We start from the raw sequence: 24,172 nt of genomic DNA, 5'->3' as shown, positions 1-24,172 counted from the left end.
GAAAATTGGGTGCTTAGATATATGTAAACACATCGTTTTTCAAGCTATATATCAGGATTGTTTTTGATAGGATATTACCCATTTGGGTAATTGACTGGTTGTTATATAATCACAAAATTTGTGATGAAATACATTGTATGCTGTAAGGTATATTCAGATGCAATTTAAAAAATCATAACAACCCCAAAACTAATCCCTATGAGACCATTGAATTTTCTTTTATTATTGACCACACTTTTTACTTCTGTTGGTATTTATGCAAACCCAACTGGTGAAACACCTTGTGTACCAAAAGCAATTCCTATCACAGATGCTGAAAAGTGGATTGCAATTTCGCCTATTTTACTCTTCCTGTTAATTACCTGTCTTGTCTTTTTTAAACTAAAAAAAGATAAAGTCTCTTTAAAAGATCTTCTCCTGGATAAGGATGCAAATGTTCAGATGGAGGTAGAAAGAACAAAACAAAGAGTGGCTTTTTTAGCTGCTTCTACTGAAAGTCAGCAGGCAATGAAGGCCGCGGACGCAACAGCTAGCAACACTGAAGATCCCAATACCCCAAAACCTAATACCAGTGTAAGTCGTTTTCTTGCGTTTATAAGCGGGTTAGTGTCTGTAGGTCTGGCGTGTGTTCTCACCACCTTTGCCATCTGGAACTATTTTGATGTAAGTGATTTTCCCAAGCTGAATGATCTCGTTGGTGTTTTACTCACATTGGGAATAGGAGTAGTGCCTTATGCATTCAATAAAATCACTACAGCTGCTAAATAGACATATTTTTATATCGAATTGTTTACTTCTGGCAGATTTTAATACAATAGAAACCTTCCTTGCTTTTGGCAGGGAAGGTTTTAATCAAAATGCAATAAACATTCTGAAAACTAAACTACTACATCTATTTTTACATTAATATTTCCACGCGTAGCTTTTGAATAAGGACATGTCGCATGGGCTGTTTCCACAACTTTTCTGGCTTCATCTATTGCAAGTCCCGGTAAAAGGATCTGTAAATGTGCCTGCAGGAAAAATCCATCATCATTGGTGGCCAAATCTACAGAGGTATTAACAGATACGTCTGGAGGAAGTGTAATTCCAAGCTTTGCAGAGCCTAATTGCATCGCTCCGATAAAACAGGCAGACCATCCTGCTGCTAATAGTTGTTCCGGATTTGTTCCGTTTCCCTTGGCTCCGGGAGGTGTCAGTTCAATATCAAGTTTGCCATCACTGCTTTTTGCTTCTCCGTTACGGCCCCCCGTTACGATGACATTACCAGAATATAACACTTTACTGATATTGACTACAGTTGTATTTTCTACTTCCTGAATGGTATTTAATTCCATATTTTTATTATTTAGATTAAACGATTTTGTTGATTGATCCTATGATTGTTAAAGTTTTTTTCTTAAATCTTTGAAAGCTGCTCTAAGCTCTTCAGTAAATACCTGTGGCTGTTCCCAGGCTGCAAAATGTCCGCCTTTTGAAGCTTTATGATAATAATATAAGGTAGGATAAGCTTGTTTTGACCAGCTTTCCGGAGCCTGATAAATTTCGTGAGGAAATACAGAAATAGCTACAGGAACCTTAATATCTTTTGTTTTCTGTGCCTCTGCACTGAAATTATTCTTGTTATTTTCCCAATAGAAGCGTGAAGAAGAAGCTCCGGTATTGGTAAGCCAGTAAAGTGTAATATCATCGAGGATGGCATCACGGCCAATTACATTTTCAGGATGAAGATCACTTTCACTCCATTCTGCAATTTTTTCGTAAAGGAATGCCGCTAAAGCTGTTGGAGAATCAGAAAGTAAATATCCTGTGGTCTGTGGTCTTGTAACCATCATTCCTCCATAGGCTGCATTTCTTCCAAAGAATGTACTCATGGCATGATAAGCTTTTGCTTCAGAAGCTGAAAGTCCGGCTGGCGCAGGATCACCTGCATTGATTGGCTTTACAAGTTCAGCAGGAATAGTAGCCGGCATGGTAAGATGAATTCCTAGAAGACCTGAAGGAGCCTGTTTGGCCAGAGCATCAGAGATGACGGAGCCATGATCACCACCTTCAGAAACATATTTTTTGTAGCCAAGTCTTTTCATCAAAACATCCCAGGCAAGGGCAACACGGTCAGGATTCCAACCCAGTTCAGTTGGTATTTCTGAAAAACCATATCCCGGAATGGCCGGTATAATTACATCAAAGGCATCGCTTGCCTTGCCACCGTATTTTACAGGATCAGTTAAAGGATCTATTGCATTGATAAACTCCAGCGGAGAACCCGGCCAGCCATGAGTAAGAATCACCGGCATTGCATTAGACTCCTTTGAACGAACATGGATAAACTGAATATCAAGTCCGTCAATATTGGTTACGAATTGTGGAAGAGCATTCAGCTTATTTTCCACTTTTCTCCAGTCGTATCCGTTGCCCCAATAAGTAATCAGTTCTTTTAATTGTTCAAGCTGAATTCCCTGAGAAGCATCTTTCACTGTCTCTTTATCCGGGAAACGGGTTTCTGAGATCCGTTTTTTAAGATCATCCAGTTGAGATTGCGGAATACTGATGTGAAAAGGACGGATACTTGTATCATTTTTTGATGATAGAGTAGTGGTCTTGTTGTTTTGTGCTTTAGAAATAGCAGGTGTACCTAAAGTAAAAGTTACTGCTAAAAGGATGGTTGAAATTGTTGTTTTCATTGCTTTATTATATTAGATTGTAGATATGTTTTTCTTTTTTGATGAGACAAAATTATGCTCCTGTAAACCTTTGAGAAATGAGTAATTTGTTCAAGTAGTCATATTTCACAGCGAAATAGACATTGCAGGAGGTGAACAGGAAAACAGTATCAATAGGAAGCAGATGGAAAGTAACGCTAAGAAAAGTGAGTGAGTGGTTGATCTCAAAAAAGGATAAAAAATAAGCTCCGTTCTTTTATAAAACGGAGCTTATTTTGTGAAAACACTCTTTTCGATGTTATCCGTGAGCTTCTACAGATACATCATTCCATTCTTCCCATACTTTCAGACGTTGTTCGTAATTCTGCTTTACAAAAGGAAGTGCTACTTTTCCAAGTAATAAACGCAATGGAGGATTTTCAGTTTCTGCTAACTTTATCAGTGCCGGAGCTGTAGCTTCTACGTCTCCAAAAGAAGTTTCAGATTCTGAGAAAGCCTTTTTAACCCCATCGTAAACCGGATTGCTTTGCGTATTAATTCCTGTATGCCAGATATTGGAAGCATAGCCATTAGGTTCTACCAAAGTTACATTGATTCCAAATCCTTTTACTTCTGTTGCTAACGTTTCACTTAAACCTTCCAGTGCAAACTTAGACGCATTGTAAAGTCCCATGGTTGGTAAAGTAGCCAATCCTAGAATAGAAGAAACCTGAATGATATGACCACTTTTCTGATCTCTCATGATTGGAAGTACCGCCTGTGTAAGCCATAAAGTTCCAAAGAAATTCGTTTCAAACTGTGCTCTTGCTTCCTGTTCGTTGGTTTCTTCCACCGCACCTGTTAATGCATATCCTGCGTTATTGATCAGAATATCTATGCTGCCGAAGTGTTGGTGTACTTTCTGGACTACTGATAATGATTCCTCTCTTTTATCTACATCTAAGGTTAAAGGCAATACGGAATCTCCATATTTTTCTTTTAAATCGTTAAGTGTTTCTACATTTCTGGCTGTTGCAGCTACTTTGTATCCTTTTGCTAAAAAAGCTTCTGCCCATGTTTTGCCAAAGCCTTTTGACGCTCCTGTAATTAAAACTGTTTTTGACATTGTTTTGTTTTTAATTGATTGTTATGATTATACTTTTTAAAAAGTTTTGTTTTCAAGTTTAAGTGACCGATCGGTCATGTTTTGGGTAAAAAAATTTAGACACAATTTTCCTCAATTATTTTTTTAAGACTTTTCGTAATAACTCCCATTCTCTCATTGTTACCAGACATTCTTGCGATCAAATGTCCACCTTCAAGCATTGCAAAAAGAACCGTTGCAAAATCTGCAGAATTCCAGTCTGCTCTGAATTCTTTATTGGAAATTCCTTTTTCAATAATACCGGAAAGTAATTCCTGCCCCTGCTTGATAGCACGGTTTATTTTTTCCTTGACAACCGGATTGGTATCGTCGGCTTCCATTCCGAAATTTAACAAAGGACAGCCTCCGGTTACTGGAGGATGATTGGGATCACTGAAAAAATCAATATATGCGAATAACTGCTCTTTAGAAGTTTTGAATTTGCTTAAATTATTTAAAAGTCTTTCACTCAGTAATTTAAGGTTGTGATCAACAGCAGCACAGGCAAGTACTTCCTTGTTCTCAAAATGAACATACATACTGCCTTTTGACAATTTGGTGGCTTCCATAATATCACTCATAGAAGTAGCAGCGATCCCTTTTGTATTAAATATAGGGGCCGATTTTTCTATAATGAATTGTTTGGTTTCTTCACCTTTTGTCATGATAATATAAAATAACAATGCAAAGGTATGACCGATTGGTCACAAAAACAAATTTTTTATGCTTTTTTTATATTGCATTGTTTTAATATCAACTAAATCAGTTGTTTATTATCCTTCTTCAGGAAGGCATTGAGGAATTTCTCCTATTTCATTCATGGTAAATCCTTCTTCAAAAAGTTTTCTTTTATGATTAATTCCCCAGTCTTTAAGAGCAAATATGATAGGATTTAAAGTGGAAGAATAAGGTTGAGGCTGATAAATGATTTTAACCGGATAATCATCAATAACAGTTCTTTTGATAAGCTGATGCTGTTCAAGTTCTTTGAGTTCCTTAGCCAGAACCTTTGGAGTAATACCCGGTATACTGTCCTGTATATCAGTAAAGCGATCATTGCCTACAGATACAGATACAATGATGGCCAGCTTCCATTTGCCACTTAAAACGTCCAAAGCGTCCCTTACAGGCTTGATCGTTTCCAGGCAGCTTGATTTAATTTTTTTTACAGACATACGCTTATAAATTATTTCGCTTTCCTTTGGGAAAGTACTATACAAAGGAAAGTAAATCTGTGCTAAATTGCAACATCATTTTTAACGTATTTTCTTCTGAGACAGAATAGACCGTCTGAAGGAAATATTGTAATAATGAAAAGAATTCCGGCCGGTATTCTTCTGAGTTAAAAAGAGTCAATAATTAAAAAGAGACGAACAAAAAGAATGAAAAAAGTAATCTTAATTACAGGTTCAAGTACCGGTTTTGGTGCATTAATGGTAAAAACATTTAACAAAGAAGGTCATATCGTCATAGCTACGATGCGAAATACTACTGGAAGTAACGCAGAACATGCAAAAAATCTGAATACGCTGGAGAAGACAGAAGTAGTAGATATGGATATCACAGATGATCAGTCTGTAAAAAAAGCTGTTGCTTTAGTATATGAAAAGTATGGCAGAATTGATGTTTTGATTAATAATGCAGGAATATATGGAGCAGGAGTTCTTGAATCTTATTCAATACCACAGATCCAGAAGCTCTTTGATGTGAATGTTTGGGGAACATTGAGAGTGAATAATGAAGTTTTACCTATTATGAGAGCTGCAAAAGAGGGTCTTATCATCACCATTTCCAGTCAGGTAGGCCGAATTTCACTTCCATTACAGTCTGCTTATAATTCTACAAAATTTGCATTGGAAGGCCTTATAGAAGGTTCGTATGAAGAGCTGATAGGGCAGGGAATAGAGTCCGTACTGCTTGAGCCGGGAGGATTCATGACGGAAATTATCGGTAAGGCACATGTTAATGGAGACCGTGAGGGCATTCAGGAATCTTATGGTACTGCGGTGGTGGATATCAGTCAGAAAATTCAGACCGTATTTGGTAAACTCTTTATGGAATCAGCTCCGGATCCACAAATCATTGCAGATGGAGCCCTTAAGCTGGTCAATACAGAAAAAGGGAAAAGACCACTTCGTACACCACTAGATCCTCTTTCCAATGGAGTAGATAAAGAATACAATCTGATTACAGAACAGGTAAAACAAAAGTGGATAGAAGCTTATGGTTTATAAAATATAAGCTTAAATCATTGTAATCCATACATCCCATAGAAAAGGAAAAGTACTTATACATAGGTACTTTTCCTTTTCTATTTTGAAGATACAGAGAATAAATACTATTTATTGAAATTTAAATGAAGACAAGCTCAATTTAATTTCTAAATTTACCCGAAATTGAATGTAATGTCTAACGGTAATCTGAATGTGCACACTTTGCGCGAACTTTATCAGCAACTAGGACTTCCTGTGGATTATCTGGAGGAAGAATCCGGGTTTACCATTCATTATCTGGAAGAAACATTCCAGGATTTGCCGTTTCGGTCAGAACCTTTTCGTCCTAACTACTTCAGTTTTTTGTTTATTAAAAGTGCATTTGGGCATTATACAATCGATGATCAGAGATTCGAAGTAACTTCAGATACAGTTTACTTTACCAACCCCGGCAATTACAGGATTTTCGAATGGGAAAAACTAAGACATACGTGTCTGATTACCTTCGGGGAAGGATTTTTGAAGGAATACGTGCATGAAGAGGTCTATAATGACTTCTCTTTTCTTTTATCAGAAGTAGTTTCACCCCGTGTTTTGACTCCTGACCAGTTTAGCCAGATTGAAGAATTATATGCTTTGATTCATAAAGAATATAAAGGACATTCATTATATAAAAACAAAATTATCGGTGCTCTTGTGATCGCGCTGCTGCTGAAAATTAAAGAATATTTCTTTCAGGACTATAATCCTATTTATGAAGGCAATCGCAGTTCACGGATTGTAAAAAACTTCAAACAAAATATTGAGCAGCATTTCAGAGATCTGATCAGTGGAAAGACCAATACCCAGTTCAGGGTTCAGGATTATGCGGATCTGCAGGCTCTCCATGTTAATTATTTATCAAGCGTTATCAGCAGCAAAACCGGAAAAACAATCACTTCATGGATTGCTGATAAAGCAATTACCGAAGCAAAAGTAATGCTTCAGGACGAAACCCTCAGCATCAAAGAAATTGCAGCCCGTTTAGGTTTTCTTGAAACATCCCATTTCAGCAATTACTTCAAAAAAAATACTTCAATCAGTCCTGCAGAATATAGAAAGCAGTACTTTGGAAAGCAATCTTAGAAATTTGCAACATCTCCTATCATTCTTGTACGTTACTGAGGAGCGTAATGTATCAACTTTGTCCTATCAAATTAACATTGATAAAAACAAAGTAATATGAGTACATTAAACAACAAAGTAATCCTTGTGACCGGAGCGTCAAGAGGAATCGGAGCTGAAATAGCTCAACAGTTAGCTTCAGCGGGAGCAAAAGTAATCGTTAACTACGCAGGCGGAAAAGATGCCGCAGAACAGGTTGTCGCTTCTATAAAAGATAAAGGAGGTGATGCTATTGCAATCCAGGCAGATGTAAGTAATTCAGAAGCTGTAAAGCAATTATTTGATCAGGCGATCAGCCATTATGGAAAAATCGATGTATTGGTTAATAATGCAGGAATCATGATTACCAAGCTGATCAAAGATACTACTGATGAAGACTTTTCACGCCAGTTCGACATCAATGTAAGAGGAACATTTAACACTTTAAGAGAAGCAGCAACTCAACTTGCTGACAACGGAAGTATTATTAATTTCTCTTCAACGACTACGAGAGTAATGATGCCAACGTATGGAACTTATGTAGCTACCAAAGGAGCTGTAGAACAGCTAACCCGAGTATTCGCTAAAGAAGTGGGCAGCAGAGGAATTAATGTCAACGCAATACTTCCGGGACCTACCAATACGGCATTATTTACTGACGGAAAGCCTCAGGAAGTAATAGACAGACTGGCTTCTTTAAATGCTTTTAACCGTCTGGGAGAACCAGCTGATATCGCCAAAATTGTTGTCTTTCTTGCAGGCGATGATGCCAAATGGATCAGTGGACAAACCATTGGAGCCAATGGTGCAATGGCGTAATATCAAAATTCTATTACAATTATGAAGACTTTACCAATAGCAGTTGCTTTCGGATTTTTCGGAGCGGTTGCCGTTACTGTTTCTTTTTCGATGCAGTGGCCTACATGGGTGATGTTTGTAGCATGGGTCAGTTTCTATATTTTCGGTAAAAAGATAGAAACCTCACTTTGGGCGCTTTTACAGATTATGTTGGGAATGATAATGGCGATTCTCATACAGATCACTGCAGGCGGATTGCATCAGTTGATTGGAGGATTAGGCTTTCCTTTGGCTGTTTTCCTGTACATCGGATCATTAGCCTACTTTGCGGGAACAAAAAAACTGAACAATATTCCTGCCTGGTTTCTGGGCTTAATCATTCTGTTCGGAGTTCATCCTCCATTAGAACCATTGCCTGTATTCAATTTATTAATACCCATCTTAGCAGGATTTGTATTTGCCTGGCTGAACAATAAGGTGGTTGAAATCCTCCATGAAAGACAGACATCAAAACCAGATATTCAATAATAACAATTACAATCATTATTAAAAATTAAAAAAATGAATTCATTACAAAATAAAGTAGCCATTATTACTGGCTCAGGAAGAGGTTTAGGGAAGGCTATTGCAGAACGTTATGCTGCTTTAGGGGCCAATGTCGTATTAAATTATTCACGTGATAAAGCATCCACAGATGAGGTAGAAAGCAATATCAAAGCCATGGGAAGAAAGGTTATTTCTATAAAGGCAGATGTGAGCAAAGTATCTGAAATACACTATCTTTTTGAGGAAGCAAAAAAAGCTTTCGGGAAAATAGATATCGTTGTTGCCAATGCCGGAATTGAAATGGTGGAAACCCCTGTAACACAGTTTACAGAAGAACAGTTCGACAGACTTTTCTCTATCAATACCAAAGGTGCTTATTTTACCATGCAGCAGGCGGCTTTGAATGTAGAAGACAATGGACGCATCATTTATGTAGCATCCAGTACCACAGCTTTTCCTGTGCCGGGTATGGCAGTATATGGAGGAAGCAAAACCACTCCAAGGTATCTGGTAGATGTATTATCAAAAGAAATTGGACATCGTGGAGTAACGGTCAATACAATCATTCCTTTTGCGGTAGATCATTCAGGGATTTTTGCGGAAGAGGGAAGTTATCCTGAATTGAGAAAATCACTGATTGACAGTTGTCCCATGGGAAGGCTGGCAGAAGTAGAAGATGTTGCCAATATTGCAGAATTCTTTGCCAGTGATCTTTCTTCATTTGTGAACGGGCAGCATTTGCTGGTCAACGGTGGAGCTAATCAATAACATAATAGGATGAATATCTTAAAATCATTATGCATTATATTGATCATGACCTGCAGTCTGAGTGCCTGCGGACAACGATATAAAGGTCACCCACATAAAAAAATAAAGAGCATGGACACTTCAAAAATAAAAAACACTATCGTAAAACAGGCTGTAGAAGCTTTTCAGGCAAGTGATATTAAAAAATGGACTTCTCTTTTTGCTGAAGATGCTGTATTGCTGGACGACGGTAATCCCAGAAATCTGAAAGAATTTTCAACGCACGCCATCACTATTGAAAACTTTGTAAGCATTGATAAAGTTGAGGATAATGGAAACTCAGTTTATGGAGCATTTCATAGTGATGAATACGGTGATTTTAAAACGTATTTTAAATTTCACTTTAACAGAGAAGGGAAAATCAATAAGCTTGAGATAGGACAGGCAGATTATTAATAGCTGAATTATAAAACAGAAACTCTCAATTACTGCGAGTTTCTGCTGTTTTTGATGGTCCTGTTTATATTCTTGAGGTGCATTTAATAGTTGATATCCCTTTTTTAATCCTACATTTGCTGGGGTAAAAGGAACTATGAAGAAACTGGAGATTAAGAAAAATATTCAGAAACTGGAAGATAAAAATCTATCTTTCCGGGTTTTTGATTTGAATAAAGACCATTTGGCCCAATATGCAAAACCCCACAAAAAAGACCATTTTTGTATTTTTATTGTAGAACAGGGAAAACTTCAGGTTTGTATTGAAGATAAAATGCATTGGATGAAAGCTGGGAAAATCTCTGTGATATTTCCGGAACAGGTACACTTTGTGGCAGATTCCGGCGAAGATCTTATCGGCAAGATTATTTTGTTTGAAGAAATATTGTTTTGTTCCGATATTCTGAAAAATGAACTGAGTACCTATAATGTTAATCTTTCTACACACCTGAACTGTACGATACTTTCACGTGAAGACTTTGAACAGAGCTTACACAACATTTCAATCATTAAAGAGATTTACGAACAGCCAACCCTTATCAAGAAAGAACAGGCCAGATTTTATATTAAAATTATTCTCCTTGGGCTTATTGAATCTATTCACGGGCTGCATCCTGTTTTACATGAAAAAACAGCAGATCAACCCATGTATGTAAGATTTAAAAAGCTGTTGAATGAACATTATAAACAACACAGAACTGTTCAGTATTATGCAGAAGAATTGGCTATGACCACCAAAAAATTAAACGCTATCACCAAAAAGCATTGTGGAGAGACGGCTATTCAGGCCATACATAATCGTATTTTAACGGAAATTAAACGTCAGCTGATGTTTTCAGACCTTTCCCATAAGGAAATTGCTTTCGATTTAGGTTTTAATTCGCCTTCTGCCCTCAATAAATTTGTAAAAGCAAAACTCAAAGAAACACCCACCGAACTCCAACAGGAACTGGCGCAAATGTATAACGCATAGTCTCGTTTGTATAACAGGGCTTGTGAAGGCTTATCTAATTTTGTATCATTAAAATCAGATAAGAAAAATGAGCAAATTATTTATTGCAGGCGAAGTCTTCCATGGTGCGGGAAGTCTTGATGAATTAAAAAATATCAAAGGAAAAAAAGCTGTTATTGTAACAGGAGGAAGTTCCATGAGAAAAAGCGGAACTCTTGATAAAGCCATTGCTTACCTTAATGAAGCCGGAATTGAAACACAGATTTTCGAAGGAGTAGAAGAAGACCCTTCATCAGCAACCTGTCTGAAAGGTGCAGAAGTAATGAATACTTTTCAACCAGATTGGATTATTGGTTTAGGAGGATGTTCCGCCATTGATGCTGCGAAAATCATGTGGGTGTTTTACGAATATCCTGAGGTGGAATTTGATGCTTTGATTAAACCTTTCACAGTTCCGGTTTTGAGAAATAAAGCAAAGTTTATTGCCATTCCTTCTACCAGTGGTACAGGAACTGAAACTACCGGGCTGGCAGTGATTACTGATAGAGAAAAAGGGGTAAAATATCCTGTGGTTTCCTACGAATTGACACCGGATATTGCTATTATCGACGGAGAAATCTGTGCTTCAATGCCAACACATGTAACTTCCAATACAGGGCTTGATGCTCTGACACATTGTGTAGAGGCTTATGTTTCCAATATTGATAACAATATCGCAGATGCTTTATCTAAAGGTGGTTTAGAGATTGTTTTTGATAATCTTAAAGAAGCGGTAGAAAACCCAAATAATATCCAGGCTCGCCAGAATATGCATGATGCCTCATTTATGGCTGGTTTAGCCTTCAACAATGCATGGTTGGGTATTGTTCACTCTCTTTCTCATCAGGTAGGAGCGTTATATGGAATTCCTCATGGTGCATCAAATGCTATTTTCCTTCCGAATGTCATCCGTTATAATGCTGTGGCTACAGAACGTTATCCTGATCTGGCAAGAGTAATAGGTAAAGAAACTACAGAAGAATTGGCTCAGGCTATTGAAACTTTACGTTCTGAAGTCAACAATCAGTCAGCGATCAAAGACTTCGGAATCTCAAGGGAAGATTGGGATAAAAATCTTGATTATATTGCCAGCAATGCTTTGGCAGATCCTTGTACAGGGTTCAATCCAAGAGTACCTGTTTTGGAGGAACTGAAAGCAATTTACAATGCATGCTATGAAGGTGTTGTATATGCAGAAGAGATAGTTGCAGGGTAGTCCTGGTCATCTGATCATATGATGATACAATAAAAAAAGAGAACTCATTTGAGTTCTCTTTTCGCAGTTATTTAACCATAATCTTAATACTTTCTCTATGATCGTTTTCATAAAGAATACTGATCATATAAGCACCTTTACTATAAGTTGAAAAATCTAATTTTATATCATAAGCGTGAAGGTTTTTCCAGTCAAAAAGCTTTCTTTGAGCCATATCATAAACCATAATGTCCTTTATTTTCTGTTTACTTTTAAGGTAACAGAAATCTTTCACAGGATTAGGGTAAAATGTAAGCTCAGGCTGTACATTCATATCCGCAGTTCCCAGAGAACCAATAGTAACTGTTTTACTGAAAGTTTCCGCACAGGAATTTCTGATGACAGTAAGCGAGACAGTATAAGTTCCTGGCGCAGTATATTGATGAACAGGGTTCAAGGAAGAATCTGTGGTTCCATCTCCAAAATTCCAGGATTGTGAAGTGTAATTGGCGGAATGATTGGTGAAATTAACAGTCGTCCCATTAATTCCAGCAATAAAATCCGAATGAAGATGAAACACATTGCTGTTCCATTGTGCCGTATTATTAAAGAAAACCTGATCTGCTATGTTCTGAAAATTTTCAGCAGTGTTTTGAGTAAGTCCGTTATAAAAAGTAGAAGGGAATACATGATCCTGAAAAATCGCAGAATACATAGAAGCTGCAACAAGGTAACTTCCTTTGGGTCCTGGATGAATATCATTATAAGATCCGTGAAGAGCCAGATCCTGATTAGAACTGTAATATTGTCTTGCAGATTCTCCGGCAGGAACCATTTCTACTTGCATCAGGTTAGACATCTTCGTAATGGAATCCTTTATTTTCTGCTGAAAAGTGAAATAGGTATTGTATTCATTCGCAGAGGGTACTCCATAGGGAATTTCATACAGAAATATCTTGGAACAAGGACTGTATTTACGAATGGAATCTCTGATCTTGCGGCCTCGTTCAGCCGTTACTGTAACAGGATAAGAATGGCCTGCAGATTCACCTGTTCCGGGTTGCATAATGACATATTTATAGTTTTTAGATCTTATTTTTTGATACAATGAAGGATCATCCACATGATTTACAAATCCGGTTCCGCCCGGAGTATGTGTCGTTATGGAAACATTTTTACCTTTTGAAGCTGCAATATTTTTAAAGATTTCAGGCATGTCATTAAAATACGTCACACTGTTTCCGATAAACAGAACTTCATCGGATTGGCAGAATGATAAGACTGAAAAACCAGTGCATATCAGAAAAAGTAGTTTTTTTATCATAATAGTATGTTTTTTTGAGAGTTATTTTAAAAAAGGTACCTGCAGAAAACCACTTCTAATGCAGGTACACAATACAAACGATGATTAAAAAATGTTTTTTTATCAATATAAGGCTATATTCTTTTCTTGATCTGTTTTTATTATAAAATTTTTGAAAAGTACCTGCAGAAAGCCCAATCTATACTGCAGGTACAGTATTTAAAAAAATTAAAAAATGTGTTTAATGAAGTAATAATATATATTTATGATGTATCTTGATTTATAATGAGTGGCTGATTGGGCTGTACTGTTTTAAAAAATGTTGAAAAAAGTACCTGCAGGCATCACGAATAACCTTACAGGTACACGGTACTAATTATTAACTATTTCTTTATTAATTTCGTATTGTAAGTAGTCTTGTCATCCTTTACAGTGATCACATACATTCCTTTAATCAATGCAGCAACATTGATTCTCTGGCCCTCCAATTTCCCTTCCTGAACAAGTCTTCCGTCTGCGCTGTAGATTTTGTAATCTGCTTTCCCTTTAAGGTTTTTCACTTCTACAAATGTATCCGCAGGATTAGGGTAGATTTCAAGATCAGATGATGACTGAACAGATTCTTTAACCCCAAGTGCAGCATTGATCTTTACAGAGAAATCCCATACTGAACCACTAGAATAAACACCTCCTCCGTTCACATTTACGAAAGGGCTTGCACATGCATCAGCTGAAGCATTGAAAAAACCACTGGCTACTCTCATTCTTAATGTTTTGTCTCCATTGTAAGCATTAGCCGGAACAGCAAAAGCAAAGTTACTCTGATGCCTTTTGTTGGCATTAGGAATTGCTCCGTTGATTCCTATTCTTTCGGTGTTTTCAAATACCCCATTTCTGTTATAATCAATCCAGACTTGTATCCAATCCTGATAGTTACCTCCTGCGCGGTTGGCATAAACAACATAATTCAAATTATACTGAGCTCCCTGAGTAAGCTGGATCAGTTTGGCAGGATCTTCCGAATAATCTTTATACGCATGCTGAACAGTGGTTCCATTAGCTGTTACATCTACATTGGCTAAAGTAACTCTTAGAATACCACTGAAATTTGGTGAATTTGTTGTATTCCCTCCTGTAGTCATCAGACAGTAGTCATATCCGGTACGTAATCCTTTTGTTTTGAAAGTAGAAACAGGGGAGAATGCTCCGGCAATATTATTGATAACTGACGCAACACGAACTTCGTAAGATGTTTCATCTTCCAGATTATTCAACAATACAGAATTTACTGTACTGGAAGCGTTAGACCAGTTTGCAGTTCCCACTTTTCTGTAATTTACAGAATAGGTTGCTCCCGGTACATGATTCCAGGAAATAGTTGCTGAGGTTTTAAGTATATCATTTTCAAAGGCAGCAATTCCTGTTGGAGGATTGTTTAAAGCAGCAGGAGCAGTTCCTACAGCCAGAGTAGGAGATACCGCATAAAATATATTTCCGACTGCTGAAATTCTCAGTTTAATATTTCCCTGTAATGCAGCAGGCATCTGTATATCAAAACTACCGTCGTTAGGCGTTGAAGCAATTAGTTCTGTCCATGCAGAGCCATTAACAAGATCGGTTGTGTATTCAATCTTTACATTGGCAACATTATAAGGAGCCTGATTGGTATTGGCAACATCCCATAGAATAGTGTTGGAAGCATTATTATACAGAGCAGAAGAAGCATTGAATCCTTTGAACTTGAAAGGTCCGTCATTTCCAACTGTAACTGTGTTTTCTGCTGAAATAGTCAATGGTCGGTTTGCATTGTTATCACGAACAGATACAGCGTAATGTAAAACTCTTGGGATATATGAAACGGTTTCCCAGGTTTCTTTATTGGTTAATTTGCCGCTCATCACAATAGGAAGGCTTGGAAAATATCTTCTGCCAGAGGCAACCGCTGAAAAAGAACGGGTAAGAGATCCCTCAGGATTAAAGCCCCAGCCACTGTCTCCTGAAATAGAGTTTGTAGATCCAACGCTGTCATATTGCTCCCAGTTATAGGTTAGCTGATCTCCATTAGCATCTACAGCATTGGCATCCAGATAGTAGGCTGTTCCTTTAGGAATATGATAAGAAACAAGAGGAGTGATGGCAGGAGCATTATTGTTAGCGATATTTTCAGCTGCTCCACATCCCACTTTAGCTTCAAGATTTGTAAGGATTTGATTGATAGATGAGTAATGGAAATAAGCATCACTGTTCATCTGTACGTTGTTGGCAGTGATTCCGGCATAGGCCATAATAGTTGTTCCTCCTCCTGGTTCTACATTCACACCTGAGCCCTCTGTAACAGTAGAGAAGGTATGGTTTCCTCCAAGCTGATGCCCCATTTCATGAGCTACGTAATCAATATCAAATGTGTCTCCCACAGGATTCTGATTTTGTGTAAACGCAGAACCTTTACCCAATGGTTCTGCTACGGTTGGGTTGGTACATATACAGCCTATACAGCCTGCATTTCCATTTCCACCAGCTGCATTAAAGACGTGTCCGATGTCATAATTGGCATTACCTACCTGGGCAGTTAAGGTTTGTTGCAGCTGGCCATTTAAATCATCTGTATAAGGATCATTAGCAGCATCTGCATAGATGATAGCAGGGAAATTTTGGATGTTCAAATGGATGGCAAATTCTTTTTCAAAAACACCATTGACACGGGTCATAGTAGCATTCATCTGGGCAAGAGCTCCGGCAGCCCCTCCAAAAAGTGTTGTGTATTCTCCTGTTGCAGACAGAGCAAGTCTATAGGTTCTGTACATGGATGCGGCAGGCCTTCCGGTAATATTTATTCCTGGAAGTTTGTTTTTTCCGCTCTTTTTTAAAGATGTAATATCCTGTTCTTTTTTTCCTTCCATCCCACAGCTAAAACCATGTTCAGAATCTGTTCTCTGAGTTTTATAGAATACTCCGTAAGTCTTTTTATCTGTTGTGATAGGTTCTATAAACTGAAAAATTCCATCTTTAATGATCATGGACTGCATGTCCGTAGGTGAAGTACTGAATCTTACATATTTGGAAGGATCATCAATTCCTACTCCTACATAGGACCCCAATCCATATTTTTCAGCCAGTGATTTTTCCATTACAGGATTGCTGTACACGGCAAACTTTTCAATAGTTCCTTCTGCAGTTGGCAGCTGGATGGTAACTGCTTTTGCATTAGCTCCGGTTTCTTCAGCATTTTTTAATAACTGTATCAATGCGTTAATATCAGTTTTGTAAGCAAACTTGATTTTAACCTCTCTTCTGATATCAGATGTTTTCTGTGAAGATGGTTCCCATCTTTGAGCATTGGAAAGACAGAAACCTGATATCAAAAATAATGATAATAGAGTTTTTCTCATTTTAAAAATTAGGTATTTAATAGTGGTATTCGAAAAATGAATATAAAATTCGAGTATTCAAAAGTAATTGCTAATTTTGTAATTTAAACGATGTTTGCTTGCGGTTTTGTCATGTGTAGTATGTAATACGTATGTATTTTAAGCAAATCGGTAATAACGTAGTGTTAATATTGTATTAATAGTTTGATAGAGTTATGGTAAAAAAGCTGACTATTTTCTTCTTTTTGATTTCTTCTTTTTTTTATTCACAGCATACGGAAGAAGAACTAAAGAATATTCTTTTTGATATCAATTTTTCTACTGCTGGACCTAAAGAAATAAAAAAAATTGATAGCCTTATTGAGATATGCAAAAAAAACTCTTATAATGATTGTGTTGCATTAGGATATCTCAAGATTGCTAATATCTATAATAGGAATAGTGATATGAAGAGGTCTTTTTATTATACTGATAAGGTGGAAAAAGAAAACCTCATTAATTCCCACACTGACTTCGAAGTTATATTTTATCTTCATTTACAGAGATCTTTATTATATCAGAAATTGGGTGAAAGAATTACTGCCCTAAAACAATTGGATGAAATCTATGATGAGACTATAAAAAAAGATAATGCTTATTTTATTTATCTGATCAATTGGCAATACGCCGGCATATATAATGAAATAAATAAGAAGGAACTGGCGTTAAAATATTATAAGAAAGCTTATGTATATTCCAAAATATATAGAGAAAATAAAGGAAATCGTTATAGAATTGATAAAAATAGGTTGAGTAATAGTTACAAAACTTCTGCTTATCTGGGAGGAATGTATGTGGAATTAAATAAAACAGACTCTGCAAAAATTTATATTGATGAAGCCCTTCAGAATGAAAAAAAGATAGACGAAATAGGCATTAGATATATTACCTCTTTGTATGCTGCAAAGTATTTTAAATCCATTAAAGATTATTCCAAGACTCAATATTATCTATGGAAATGCAAAAATATTGCTCACAATTATTATAAAAGTGAAAATTATCAGATCGCTGTTGCAGAAGAACTTAAGTCGCTGTATGAGGGCCTGGGACAAAAAGACAGTATTAGCTACTATTCTAATTGGCTGTTGGAAATAAAATCTTTAAACCGGGAACAAAACCAAACATTGAATGATTCTGTGGATAAGCAGAATGAATTAGAAAATAAAAATCAAAAAAAACAGACCAATGAACTTTTTTTCATATTATCAGCCAGTGTGATAGTATGTATTTTTTTCATATTTCTTTTTCTATACTACTACAAGAAGCATAAAAGTAAGAATTTGGATAAAATTGATATACCTCATCAATTGCCTGTTGAGGAGAGCCTCTTTAAGGAAATTATACAGCTTGCTAAAGAAAATAATTCTGAATTTTTACCCCGTTTCAATGAATATTGTCCCCGTTTTTCAGAAGAATTGCTGAAAATTTCTCCTTTAAAGATGTCAGAAATAAGGTTCTGTGCTTACATCTACCTGAATTTTTCTACCAAAGAAATTGCAGACTATACATTTACTTCAGTAAGAACTGTACAGACCAAAAAATATAATTTAAGAAAAAAGCTCAATATTCCTACTGATATGGATATCTATGTATGGTTTTCAAAATTATTGAAATAGCATATGTAAATATCAATAAAAAAACAGAAGCTATGTCATATATGAAATAGCCTCTGTGCAAGTATAATGTGTTTTGAACTTTCCAGTTTAAAAGTGCCTGCAGAAAATAACACAAACCTGCAGGCAGAAGATATCCTAAATATTAAAAACTATTTTCTGATTCTGAAAAAAGTGCTATTTCTTAATTGTTTTAATCGTTTTTGTAGTTCCGTCTGTCATTTTTAAAGTAACAAGATATAATCCCGTTTTTAAATCATTCAGATACAACTGAGATGAAGGTTTTTCAATTGTTTTAACCAACTTTCCTAAAGCATCAATAACTGTAATTGATTTGACTTTTGAGATGTCTGAAATATTCAGAACATCATTAAAAGGATTAGGTGATACGGTTATGTCTTTTTTGTTATTCAAAGTTTCATGAGTAGCCAAGATTGTATTATCATAGGCGGAAACCTGAAATTCTCCATTATCTGTAAACGAACTATATTTCCAAACACTCACATATAAAATGGCTCCGGGAGTTTGACCGTTTAATGTGATCTTTGAAAAAAAATCTTCCCCATCATCATCGTCACAAGCAATTTCTGTTAAAGAATTACAGTCTCCGCTATAAACAGTAAGTACGGAATCATCAAATGGCGAATTTGAAACTGACAGGGTTTCTAAGGTTAAATTTCCGCTAGCCGGAACTGCTACTTTAAACCAGACATTTTCTACTGCGTCCGAATTGCAAACAGGTAATGCATTGTCTGTAGTGGCGCCCGTATTACTGGAAGTAATTGCTCCTGAAGTAAAATCTGTTCCAACAGTCATTTGGGCGGCTCCGGAGCAGTTGTCATTCTGTGCTTTTGCCAATATTGTCATAAACAGAAATAAGTGAAGTAGTAAATTTTTCATATTCATATTAAAGTGTTTTAATGTTTTTTGAATGTTATTTATTTTCGGGATTGTATTTAAATATTGAAATAATTTTCGGTCAAAAATAATTGTTAATTATGTATCATAAGTGATTGATAATTGTGTTTTGTGTATGTTGTGTATGTGATACGTATGTATTTTGTTTATAATTGTTTTGTTATAGTATTAATATTGCATGAAATAGTATGTGGTAATTATGTTAAAAAAACTAAGCTTTGTGCTTTTTTTAATTTCTTCTCTTTTTTATGCACAACAAACTGAAGAAGAGCTCAAGAATATTCTCTATGATATTGAATTTTGTACCTCCGGTTCAAAAGAAATAGTGAAAATTGAAAATATTATTACCATCTGCCGAATGAATTCCTACCAGGATTGTATTGCATTAGGATATCTTAAAATGGCCAATATTTATAATAAAAATGGTGATGTTAAAAAAGCATTTTATTATATCGATAAAGTAGAAAAAGAGAATTTAATCAATGAAAAAAAAGATTTTGAAATTGTTTTATACTTTAATCTGATAAAATCTATGCTTTATTATGGGGTGGGAGAAAGGGTCAAAGCCTTACAGCAAATGGATGAGGTGTATGAAAAAATCATGGAGCAGAAAAATGCGTATTATACCTATCTGATCAATTGGCAGTATGCAGGTTTTTATAATGAAATGGGTAAGACCGAAAAGGCATTAAAGAAGATTAAAATTGCCTATCAATATTCCAAAATATACAGAGAAAATAAAAATAATCAATATAAAATACATAAAACCCAATTAGCCTGGAGTTATAAGGCTACTCCTTATTTGGCAGCAGTGTATGTTGATTTGGGCAAGTTTGATTCTGCAAAGATCTATGTGCAGGAATCATTGGCAGATTTAAAAAAAACAAATGATAAAGGTGTCTTATACTTTACCCTATTTCATGCTGCAAAATACTACAGAACAATAAAAGACTTTAAAAATGTACAGCATTACCTCTGGATCTGTAAAAAAATTGCCAATAACCACTTTAAGAATGAGGCTTATCGAAAACCTGTAGCTAATGAGCTGAAAAGCCTGTATGAAGAAATGAAAGAAAAAGATAGTGCAGCTTTCTATGTGAATGAACTTTTGAATATTCAAACTGCCGGAGAAAAGCAAAATGATGAGTTAAAAGATATCATAGATAAAAAAGAAGATATTGAAGATAAAAAAGAGAAGAAATTCTCACAAAGACTAGGATGGATATTATTGGGAAGCATTGTAATAGGTGTTTTGTTTATATTCCTTTTTGGGAATTATTATAGAAAATATAAAAGTAGAAATCCTGATACAATTGATATGCTTTATCTGCCACCGGTACAGGAGTGCATTTTTAATGAGGTTATACAGCTTGCTAAAGAAAATAATGCTGAATTCTTAACCCGTTTCAATGAATATTCTCCCCGTTTTACTGAAGAGCTCCTGAAGGTTTCTCCTTTGAAAATCTCGGAAATAAGATTCAGTGCTTACATTTATCTTAATTTCTCTACCAAAGAAATTGCTGAATATACCCACACTTCAGTAAGAACTGTTCAAACCAAAAAATACAATCTGCGAAAAAAACTGGATATTCCGGGTAATATGGATATTTATGTCTGGTTTTCAAAACTATTGAAATAAAGATTACGAATATTGTGAAAAACAAAAGAGACTATTTCATTTCGAAATAGCCTCTGCTTTTAAATTAATTTCCGTCAAAACGGGCATTAATTTCTTATGGTTGAAATATGGATGTTTTTCTGTCCGTTGGAATCTATAAGCTCAATGTTACTGATCATATCATTATAGACCAGAGTTGTGGTATCATTAAACTGATATCCTTCAATAAAAACAGGTCTGTCTTTGGGCAGATTGTTCTGCTCATTCAGCATTTCCAGAGATAAACTATCGGGAAAACCTGCATTTTTTTTAAACTTGATTTCTATTAAACCGTTGTCAGCCAGATAATCAAACTTCTTTAAATGAGAAGGTAAATTAGCTTTGGTTTTAAAAATAATCGTCTTTTCAATGCTGTTTTTATAAAGATCAAACATACTGGAAGTTCCGATGACATTATTGTACACAGCAAACCTTATATTACTGTTTTTTTGAGCAAAAAGTACTGCGGAAAATAACATAAGGAAAATATATAATAGCTTTTTCATACTTAAAATAGAGGTTTAAAAGTTTGATTAATTTCTGTTTTTTACCATAATCCATCCCGTATATTTTATAGGAGTCTGTTTTCTGTTGGTCTCATTCCAGCCCATATCAAACCAGTAGTTTCCGGTAGATACTTTCTTGCCGCCAATGCTGCCATCCCATTGATAGCTGTTTAATTTGCCTCCTTCGTGAATTTTACTTCCGTATCGGTCATAAATACTGAATGTGAAATTAGGCTTCCCCGCCAAAGCAGAATAGTCCAGTACATCATTTATTCCATCACCATTAGGCGTAATGATATTAATAAGATTAGGAACTGTGATTTCTACCTCTACAGGAGTACAGTTATAACTGTCTTTTACATAAAAAGTATTGCTTCCTCGCGGAACATTGGTAAATACATTTTCATTCTGCCAGCTGATATTATCCATTGAATACTGATAAGGTGCTGTGCCTCCAATGACAGCCAGGGTAACTGAATTATTACTGATGTTAATGTCCGAAATAACAGGATTTTCTGATGGATAAACCTTTACGGTTTGTCTGGTAGTACATTCTCTGGTTTTCAGATCTACCCAATAAGTTCCTACTCCCACATTGCTGATGGATGGGGTTGTTGCTCCCGTACTCCATAGATAAGAAGTATATCCGGGGCCGGCATCCAGTGTGGTGGTATTTTCCATACAGATAATTTTATCCTTTAGTACCTCTGAATAGGTAGGAGGGATAACGGTAAGCGTTACTTCTGCAATTCTGTAACATCCGTTGGCATTACTTACTTTAATATAAACCACTCCGTCTGGTGCGGTATAATTAGCTGGAGTCAGAATTTCATTGGTTCCGCTATGGGCATCAGCAGGAGAAGGATAATATTGTTTAATAGTTCCTGGCTGTACATTCACTCCTGCTGAGGTTAAATTAAATATGCCAAGGACAGGATTAGAAGGTTCAAAACATGATCTTAAGGCAGCATCTTTAACAATTGGACTTTCAGAAACCGTTAAGGTTAATGTGACCTGTTCACAATCTGTAAAGTCAGGATTGTTTCCACAAAACTTATAAACGATGGTGTCTGTACCCATATAACCGAAATTAGGAACATAAGTAATTACTCCTGCCGGATCAATGGTTGCTGTACCGTTTGCCGGAGGTGTAAGAATAGTTACTGTACTAGGAACATAGTTTTGAGTAGAATTGGTAAACTGAGGGACTATAGCCTGATAGCCTTCGCAGACAGTCATTGCTTTGGTAGACTCTTCAAGACATGTAAACACTTTGTAAACCGGAATGATGGCCGGAGTACATGATCCTACTGCAATTTTTATGGTATAGTTTCCGGAAACCAGTGGTGTATACGTATTGGCGTTAGCTCCTGTAATTGGGCTTCCATTCAAATACCACTGATAGGTATCATAGCTGTCATCCACTTCCAAAACAATACCAGGAATACATTCTCCGGTCTGTTTGGTAATCAAAGGAATAGAAGAGAATCCGGCAAAATATCCTCCATATCCGGAAGTGCTGTATCCTCCGTTAATCCCTGCGGTTACAGCTTTATCCGAAATAACCGTTACATTTCCGGTGATAGAAGGGATGGCATACGTCACCCAGCTGTTATTACCTGTTAAAGGAAAAGGCCCTTCTGAAGCGAGAGGCTGAGCTCCGTTTACGGTTACATTGGCTCCGGCTTCAGTTAAAATATTGAGTTTTACTACAGTTCCGTTCGGGACAGTGCTTGTTGTTCCTGTTCCGGTTGGCATTTCGTTGATTTTTCCAATCTCGTCAATTTTTCGTGGTAAAAAACAGTTCAATGGCGGAATGTAGTTGTATCCACACGTAGCACTGCTGTTATTTACTGAAACCAATTGATACAGATAAACATTTTTTGAAGTCGTTATAAACATATTAAAATGTCCGGAATTTCCCTGCTGAACATAATTGTTTCCTGTGATCCTGTAAAAATCACCACTGTTGATCGTTGCAATAGGCGTAGTAGAACCATTAATGAATACCTGGGTATGGTCTTCCGTTCCAATAATGATACCTCCTTCCAGATCATCAGTGGAAGATCTGGTTCTTACCATGGCAAAAGTGCTTCCAAGCCTTTCTGTAGGGACAGATTGGTCAAGGATGGCATCAGAGCCCGATCCTGTATTATTTCCAAAATTTCCATTGACATTTCCGTTGGTAAGCGTAATGGGTTTGTCAGAAACAATTTTAGCTCCAATAAAAGCAGATTGGTTCTGGCCACCTGTTCCCGGTCCACCTGCAAAAATAAAAGACTGTCCTTTATTAAGAGTGATCGTCTGTGTATTAGTAGCTGGTGCTGCTCCAAAAAAGGTTATATTTCCATTCCAGGTTGCTGTCACTACCGTATTGTTTTCGGTTGCCAGTATTCCTGCTGTGAAGTTATAACCACTCAGTGACGATGTTGTAGGGGTTCCGGCCACATAAAATTCCTTTCCTATTCCAGCTTTTCCTTTACTTGTTATAATTTCTGCGTGCGTTGTGTTGCTTACTATTCTTAATGAACAGTAGAACGGCTTTGTCCCTTGTACATGTAACCCTTTAGTGATAACACTATAAGCGTCTGATGTAACATTGGCTGCGATAACGGCAATGGGTACAACAAAGGTTTGCGGGGCATTTTTGCTGATTGTGACAGTGCCAATCGGAGTATTGTTATTGTTAATTGTAACAACAAAAGGGGTGGCAGAGTCAGTAGAAAGGTATAATGCCTGTGTATAACTTGTAGAAGCATAATAAGGTGCAAACCAATGGTCTGTATCCCTTTGAGCCGAAATAGGAATGCCCATTAGGATAAATAATAAACTGAATATAATGTTTTTCATGAAT

21 protein-coding genes are annotated in these 24,172 nt (G+C 36.4%); 11 read left to right on the top strand and 10 right to left on the bottom strand.

What is annotated here, in order from left to right:
* Positions 1–198 precede the first annotated feature (198 nt).
* Positions 199–768, top strand: coding sequence for a hypothetical protein (locus NK356_RS15235; RefSeq protein WP_034696591.1), 570 nt, complete (start codon positions 199–201; stop codon positions 766–768).
* Between the two features lie 110 nt (positions 769–878).
* Here the strand turns inward: NK356_RS15235 and NK356_RS15230 are convergent, their stop codons facing one another.
* The 5 genes from NK356_RS15230 to NK356_RS15210 form a co-directional block, all read right to left on the bottom strand.
* The gene (locus NK356_RS15230) at positions 879–1,337 is read right to left on the bottom strand and encodes an organic hydroperoxide resistance protein (protein ID WP_051934374.1); all 459 of its coding nucleotides are present in this window, start codon (positions 1,335–1,337) and stop codon (positions 879–881) included.
* Positions 1,338–1,385: 48 nt separating this feature from the next.
* The gene (locus NK356_RS15225; RefSeq protein WP_253317376.1) at positions 1,386–2,684 is read right to left on the bottom strand and encodes an epoxide hydrolase family protein; all 1,299 of its coding nucleotides are present in this window, start codon (positions 2,682–2,684) and stop codon (positions 1,386–1,388) included.
* Positions 2,685–2,961: 277 nt separating this feature from the next.
* Positions 2,962–3,768 (bottom strand): SDR family NAD(P)-dependent oxidoreductase, encoded by an 807-nt coding sequence (locus NK356_RS15220; RefSeq protein ID WP_034696587.1) that lies wholly within the window; start codon positions 3,766–3,768, stop codon positions 2,962–2,964.
* Positions 3,769–3,863: 95 nt separating this feature from the next.
* Positions 3,864–4,451, bottom strand: a complete 588-nt coding sequence (locus tag NK356_RS15215; protein ID WP_034696585.1) for a TetR/AcrR family transcriptional regulator — start codon at positions 4,449–4,451, stop codon at positions 3,864–3,866.
* Between the two features lie 108 nt (positions 4,452–4,559).
* Positions 4,560–4,961 carry a helix-turn-helix domain-containing protein gene (locus NK356_RS15210; RefSeq protein ID WP_051934372.1) on the bottom strand — a complete coding sequence of 134 codons (402 nt, stop codon included), beginning with the start codon at positions 4,959–4,961 and terminating at the stop codon, positions 4,560–4,562.
* A 207-nt stretch (positions 4,962–5,168) separates the two neighbouring features.
* Between NK356_RS15210 and NK356_RS15205 the strand changes: the two genes are divergently transcribed.
* From NK356_RS15205 to NK356_RS15170, 8 genes are all read left to right on the top strand, one after another.
* A complete protein-coding gene (locus tag NK356_RS15205; protein WP_253317375.1) occupies positions 5,169–6,020 on the top strand; it encodes an SDR family oxidoreductase in 852 nt (283 codons plus the stop codon).
* Between the two features lie 171 nt (positions 6,021–6,191).
* Entirely contained in the window at positions 6,192–7,124 is a 933-nt protein-coding gene (locus tag NK356_RS15200) for an AraC family transcriptional regulator (RefSeq protein ID WP_253317374.1), read from the top strand.
* A 96-nt stretch (positions 7,125–7,220) separates the two neighbouring features.
* The gene (locus NK356_RS15195) at positions 7,221–7,961 is read left to right on the top strand and encodes an SDR family oxidoreductase (protein ID WP_253317373.1); all 741 of its coding nucleotides are present in this window, start codon (positions 7,221–7,223) and stop codon (positions 7,959–7,961) included.
* A gap of 21 nt (positions 7,962–7,982) precedes the next feature.
* On the top strand, positions 7,983–8,468 hold the full coding sequence (locus NK356_RS15190) for a DUF1097 domain-containing protein (RefSeq protein WP_034696578.1): 486 nt from the start codon (positions 7,983–7,985) through the stop codon (positions 8,466–8,468).
* A gap of 33 nt (positions 8,469–8,501) precedes the next feature.
* Positions 8,502–9,254, top strand: a complete 753-nt coding sequence (locus NK356_RS15185; RefSeq protein ID WP_253317372.1) for an SDR family oxidoreductase — start codon at positions 8,502–8,504, stop codon at positions 9,252–9,254.
* Between the two features lie 111 nt (positions 9,255–9,365).
* Positions 9,366–9,689, top strand: a complete 324-nt coding sequence (locus NK356_RS15180; protein ID WP_051934375.1) for a nuclear transport factor 2 family protein — start codon at positions 9,366–9,368, stop codon at positions 9,687–9,689.
* A gap of 136 nt (positions 9,690–9,825) precedes the next feature.
* On the top strand, positions 9,826–10,701 hold the full coding sequence (locus tag NK356_RS15175) for a helix-turn-helix transcriptional regulator (RefSeq protein WP_034696572.1): 876 nt from the start codon (positions 9,826–9,828) through the stop codon (positions 10,699–10,701).
* A 67-nt stretch (positions 10,702–10,768) separates the two neighbouring features.
* The gene (locus NK356_RS15170; RefSeq protein WP_253317371.1) at positions 10,769–11,935 is read left to right on the top strand and encodes an iron-containing alcohol dehydrogenase; all 1,167 of its coding nucleotides are present in this window, start codon (positions 10,769–10,771) and stop codon (positions 11,933–11,935) included.
* Between the two features lie 67 nt (positions 11,936–12,002).
* Here NK356_RS15170 and NK356_RS24170 read toward each other — a convergent pair whose 3' ends face one another.
* A complete protein-coding gene (locus NK356_RS24170) occupies positions 12,003–13,238 on the bottom strand; it encodes a PKD domain-containing protein (protein ID WP_301287995.1) in 1,236 nt (411 codons plus the stop codon).
* 362 nt (positions 13,239–13,600) lie between these two features.
* On the bottom strand, positions 13,601–16,606 hold the full coding sequence (locus NK356_RS15155) for a reprolysin-like metallopeptidase (protein WP_253317370.1): 3,006 nt from the start codon (positions 16,604–16,606) through the stop codon (positions 13,601–13,603).
* A 194-nt stretch (positions 16,607–16,800) separates the two neighbouring features.
* Between NK356_RS15155 and NK356_RS15150 the strand changes: the two genes are divergently transcribed.
* A complete protein-coding gene (locus NK356_RS15150; RefSeq protein WP_253317369.1) occupies positions 16,801–18,240 on the top strand; it encodes a LuxR C-terminal-related transcriptional regulator in 1,440 nt (479 codons plus the stop codon).
* Positions 18,241–18,414: 174 nt separating this feature from the next.
* Here the strand turns inward: NK356_RS15150 and NK356_RS15145 are convergent, their stop codons facing one another.
* Entirely contained in the window at positions 18,415–19,137 is a 723-nt protein-coding gene (locus NK356_RS15145) for a T9SS type A sorting domain-containing protein (RefSeq protein ID WP_253317368.1), read from the bottom strand.
* A 238-nt stretch (positions 19,138–19,375) separates the two neighbouring features.
* On the opposite strand from NK356_RS15145, the gene NK356_RS15140 reads away from it, so the two are divergent.
* Positions 19,376–20,794 carry a LuxR C-terminal-related transcriptional regulator gene (locus tag NK356_RS15140; protein WP_185103703.1) on the top strand — a complete coding sequence of 473 codons (1,419 nt, stop codon included), beginning with the start codon at positions 19,376–19,378 and terminating at the stop codon, positions 20,792–20,794.
* A gap of 86 nt (positions 20,795–20,880) precedes the next feature.
* Here NK356_RS15140 and NK356_RS15135 read toward each other — a convergent pair whose 3' ends face one another.
* Positions 20,881–21,318, bottom strand: coding sequence for a hypothetical protein (locus NK356_RS15135; RefSeq protein WP_253317367.1), 438 nt, complete (start codon positions 21,316–21,318; stop codon positions 20,881–20,883).
* Between the two features lie 27 nt (positions 21,319–21,345).
* Positions 21,346–24,168: a T9SS type B sorting domain-containing protein gene (locus NK356_RS15130; RefSeq protein ID WP_253317366.1), complete on the bottom strand. Its 2,823-nt coding sequence runs from the start codon at positions 24,166–24,168 to the stop codon at positions 21,346–21,348.
* Between the last annotated feature and the right edge of the window lie 4 nt (positions 24,169–24,172).

Origin of the sequence: Chryseobacterium sp. S0630, assembly GCF_024158915.1 — a bacterium.
In the GTDB taxonomy this organism is placed as follows: domain Bacteria; phylum Bacteroidota; class Bacteroidia; order Flavobacteriales; family Weeksellaceae; genus Chryseobacterium.
This window is presented reverse-complemented; position numbering and strand designations above follow the sequence as displayed.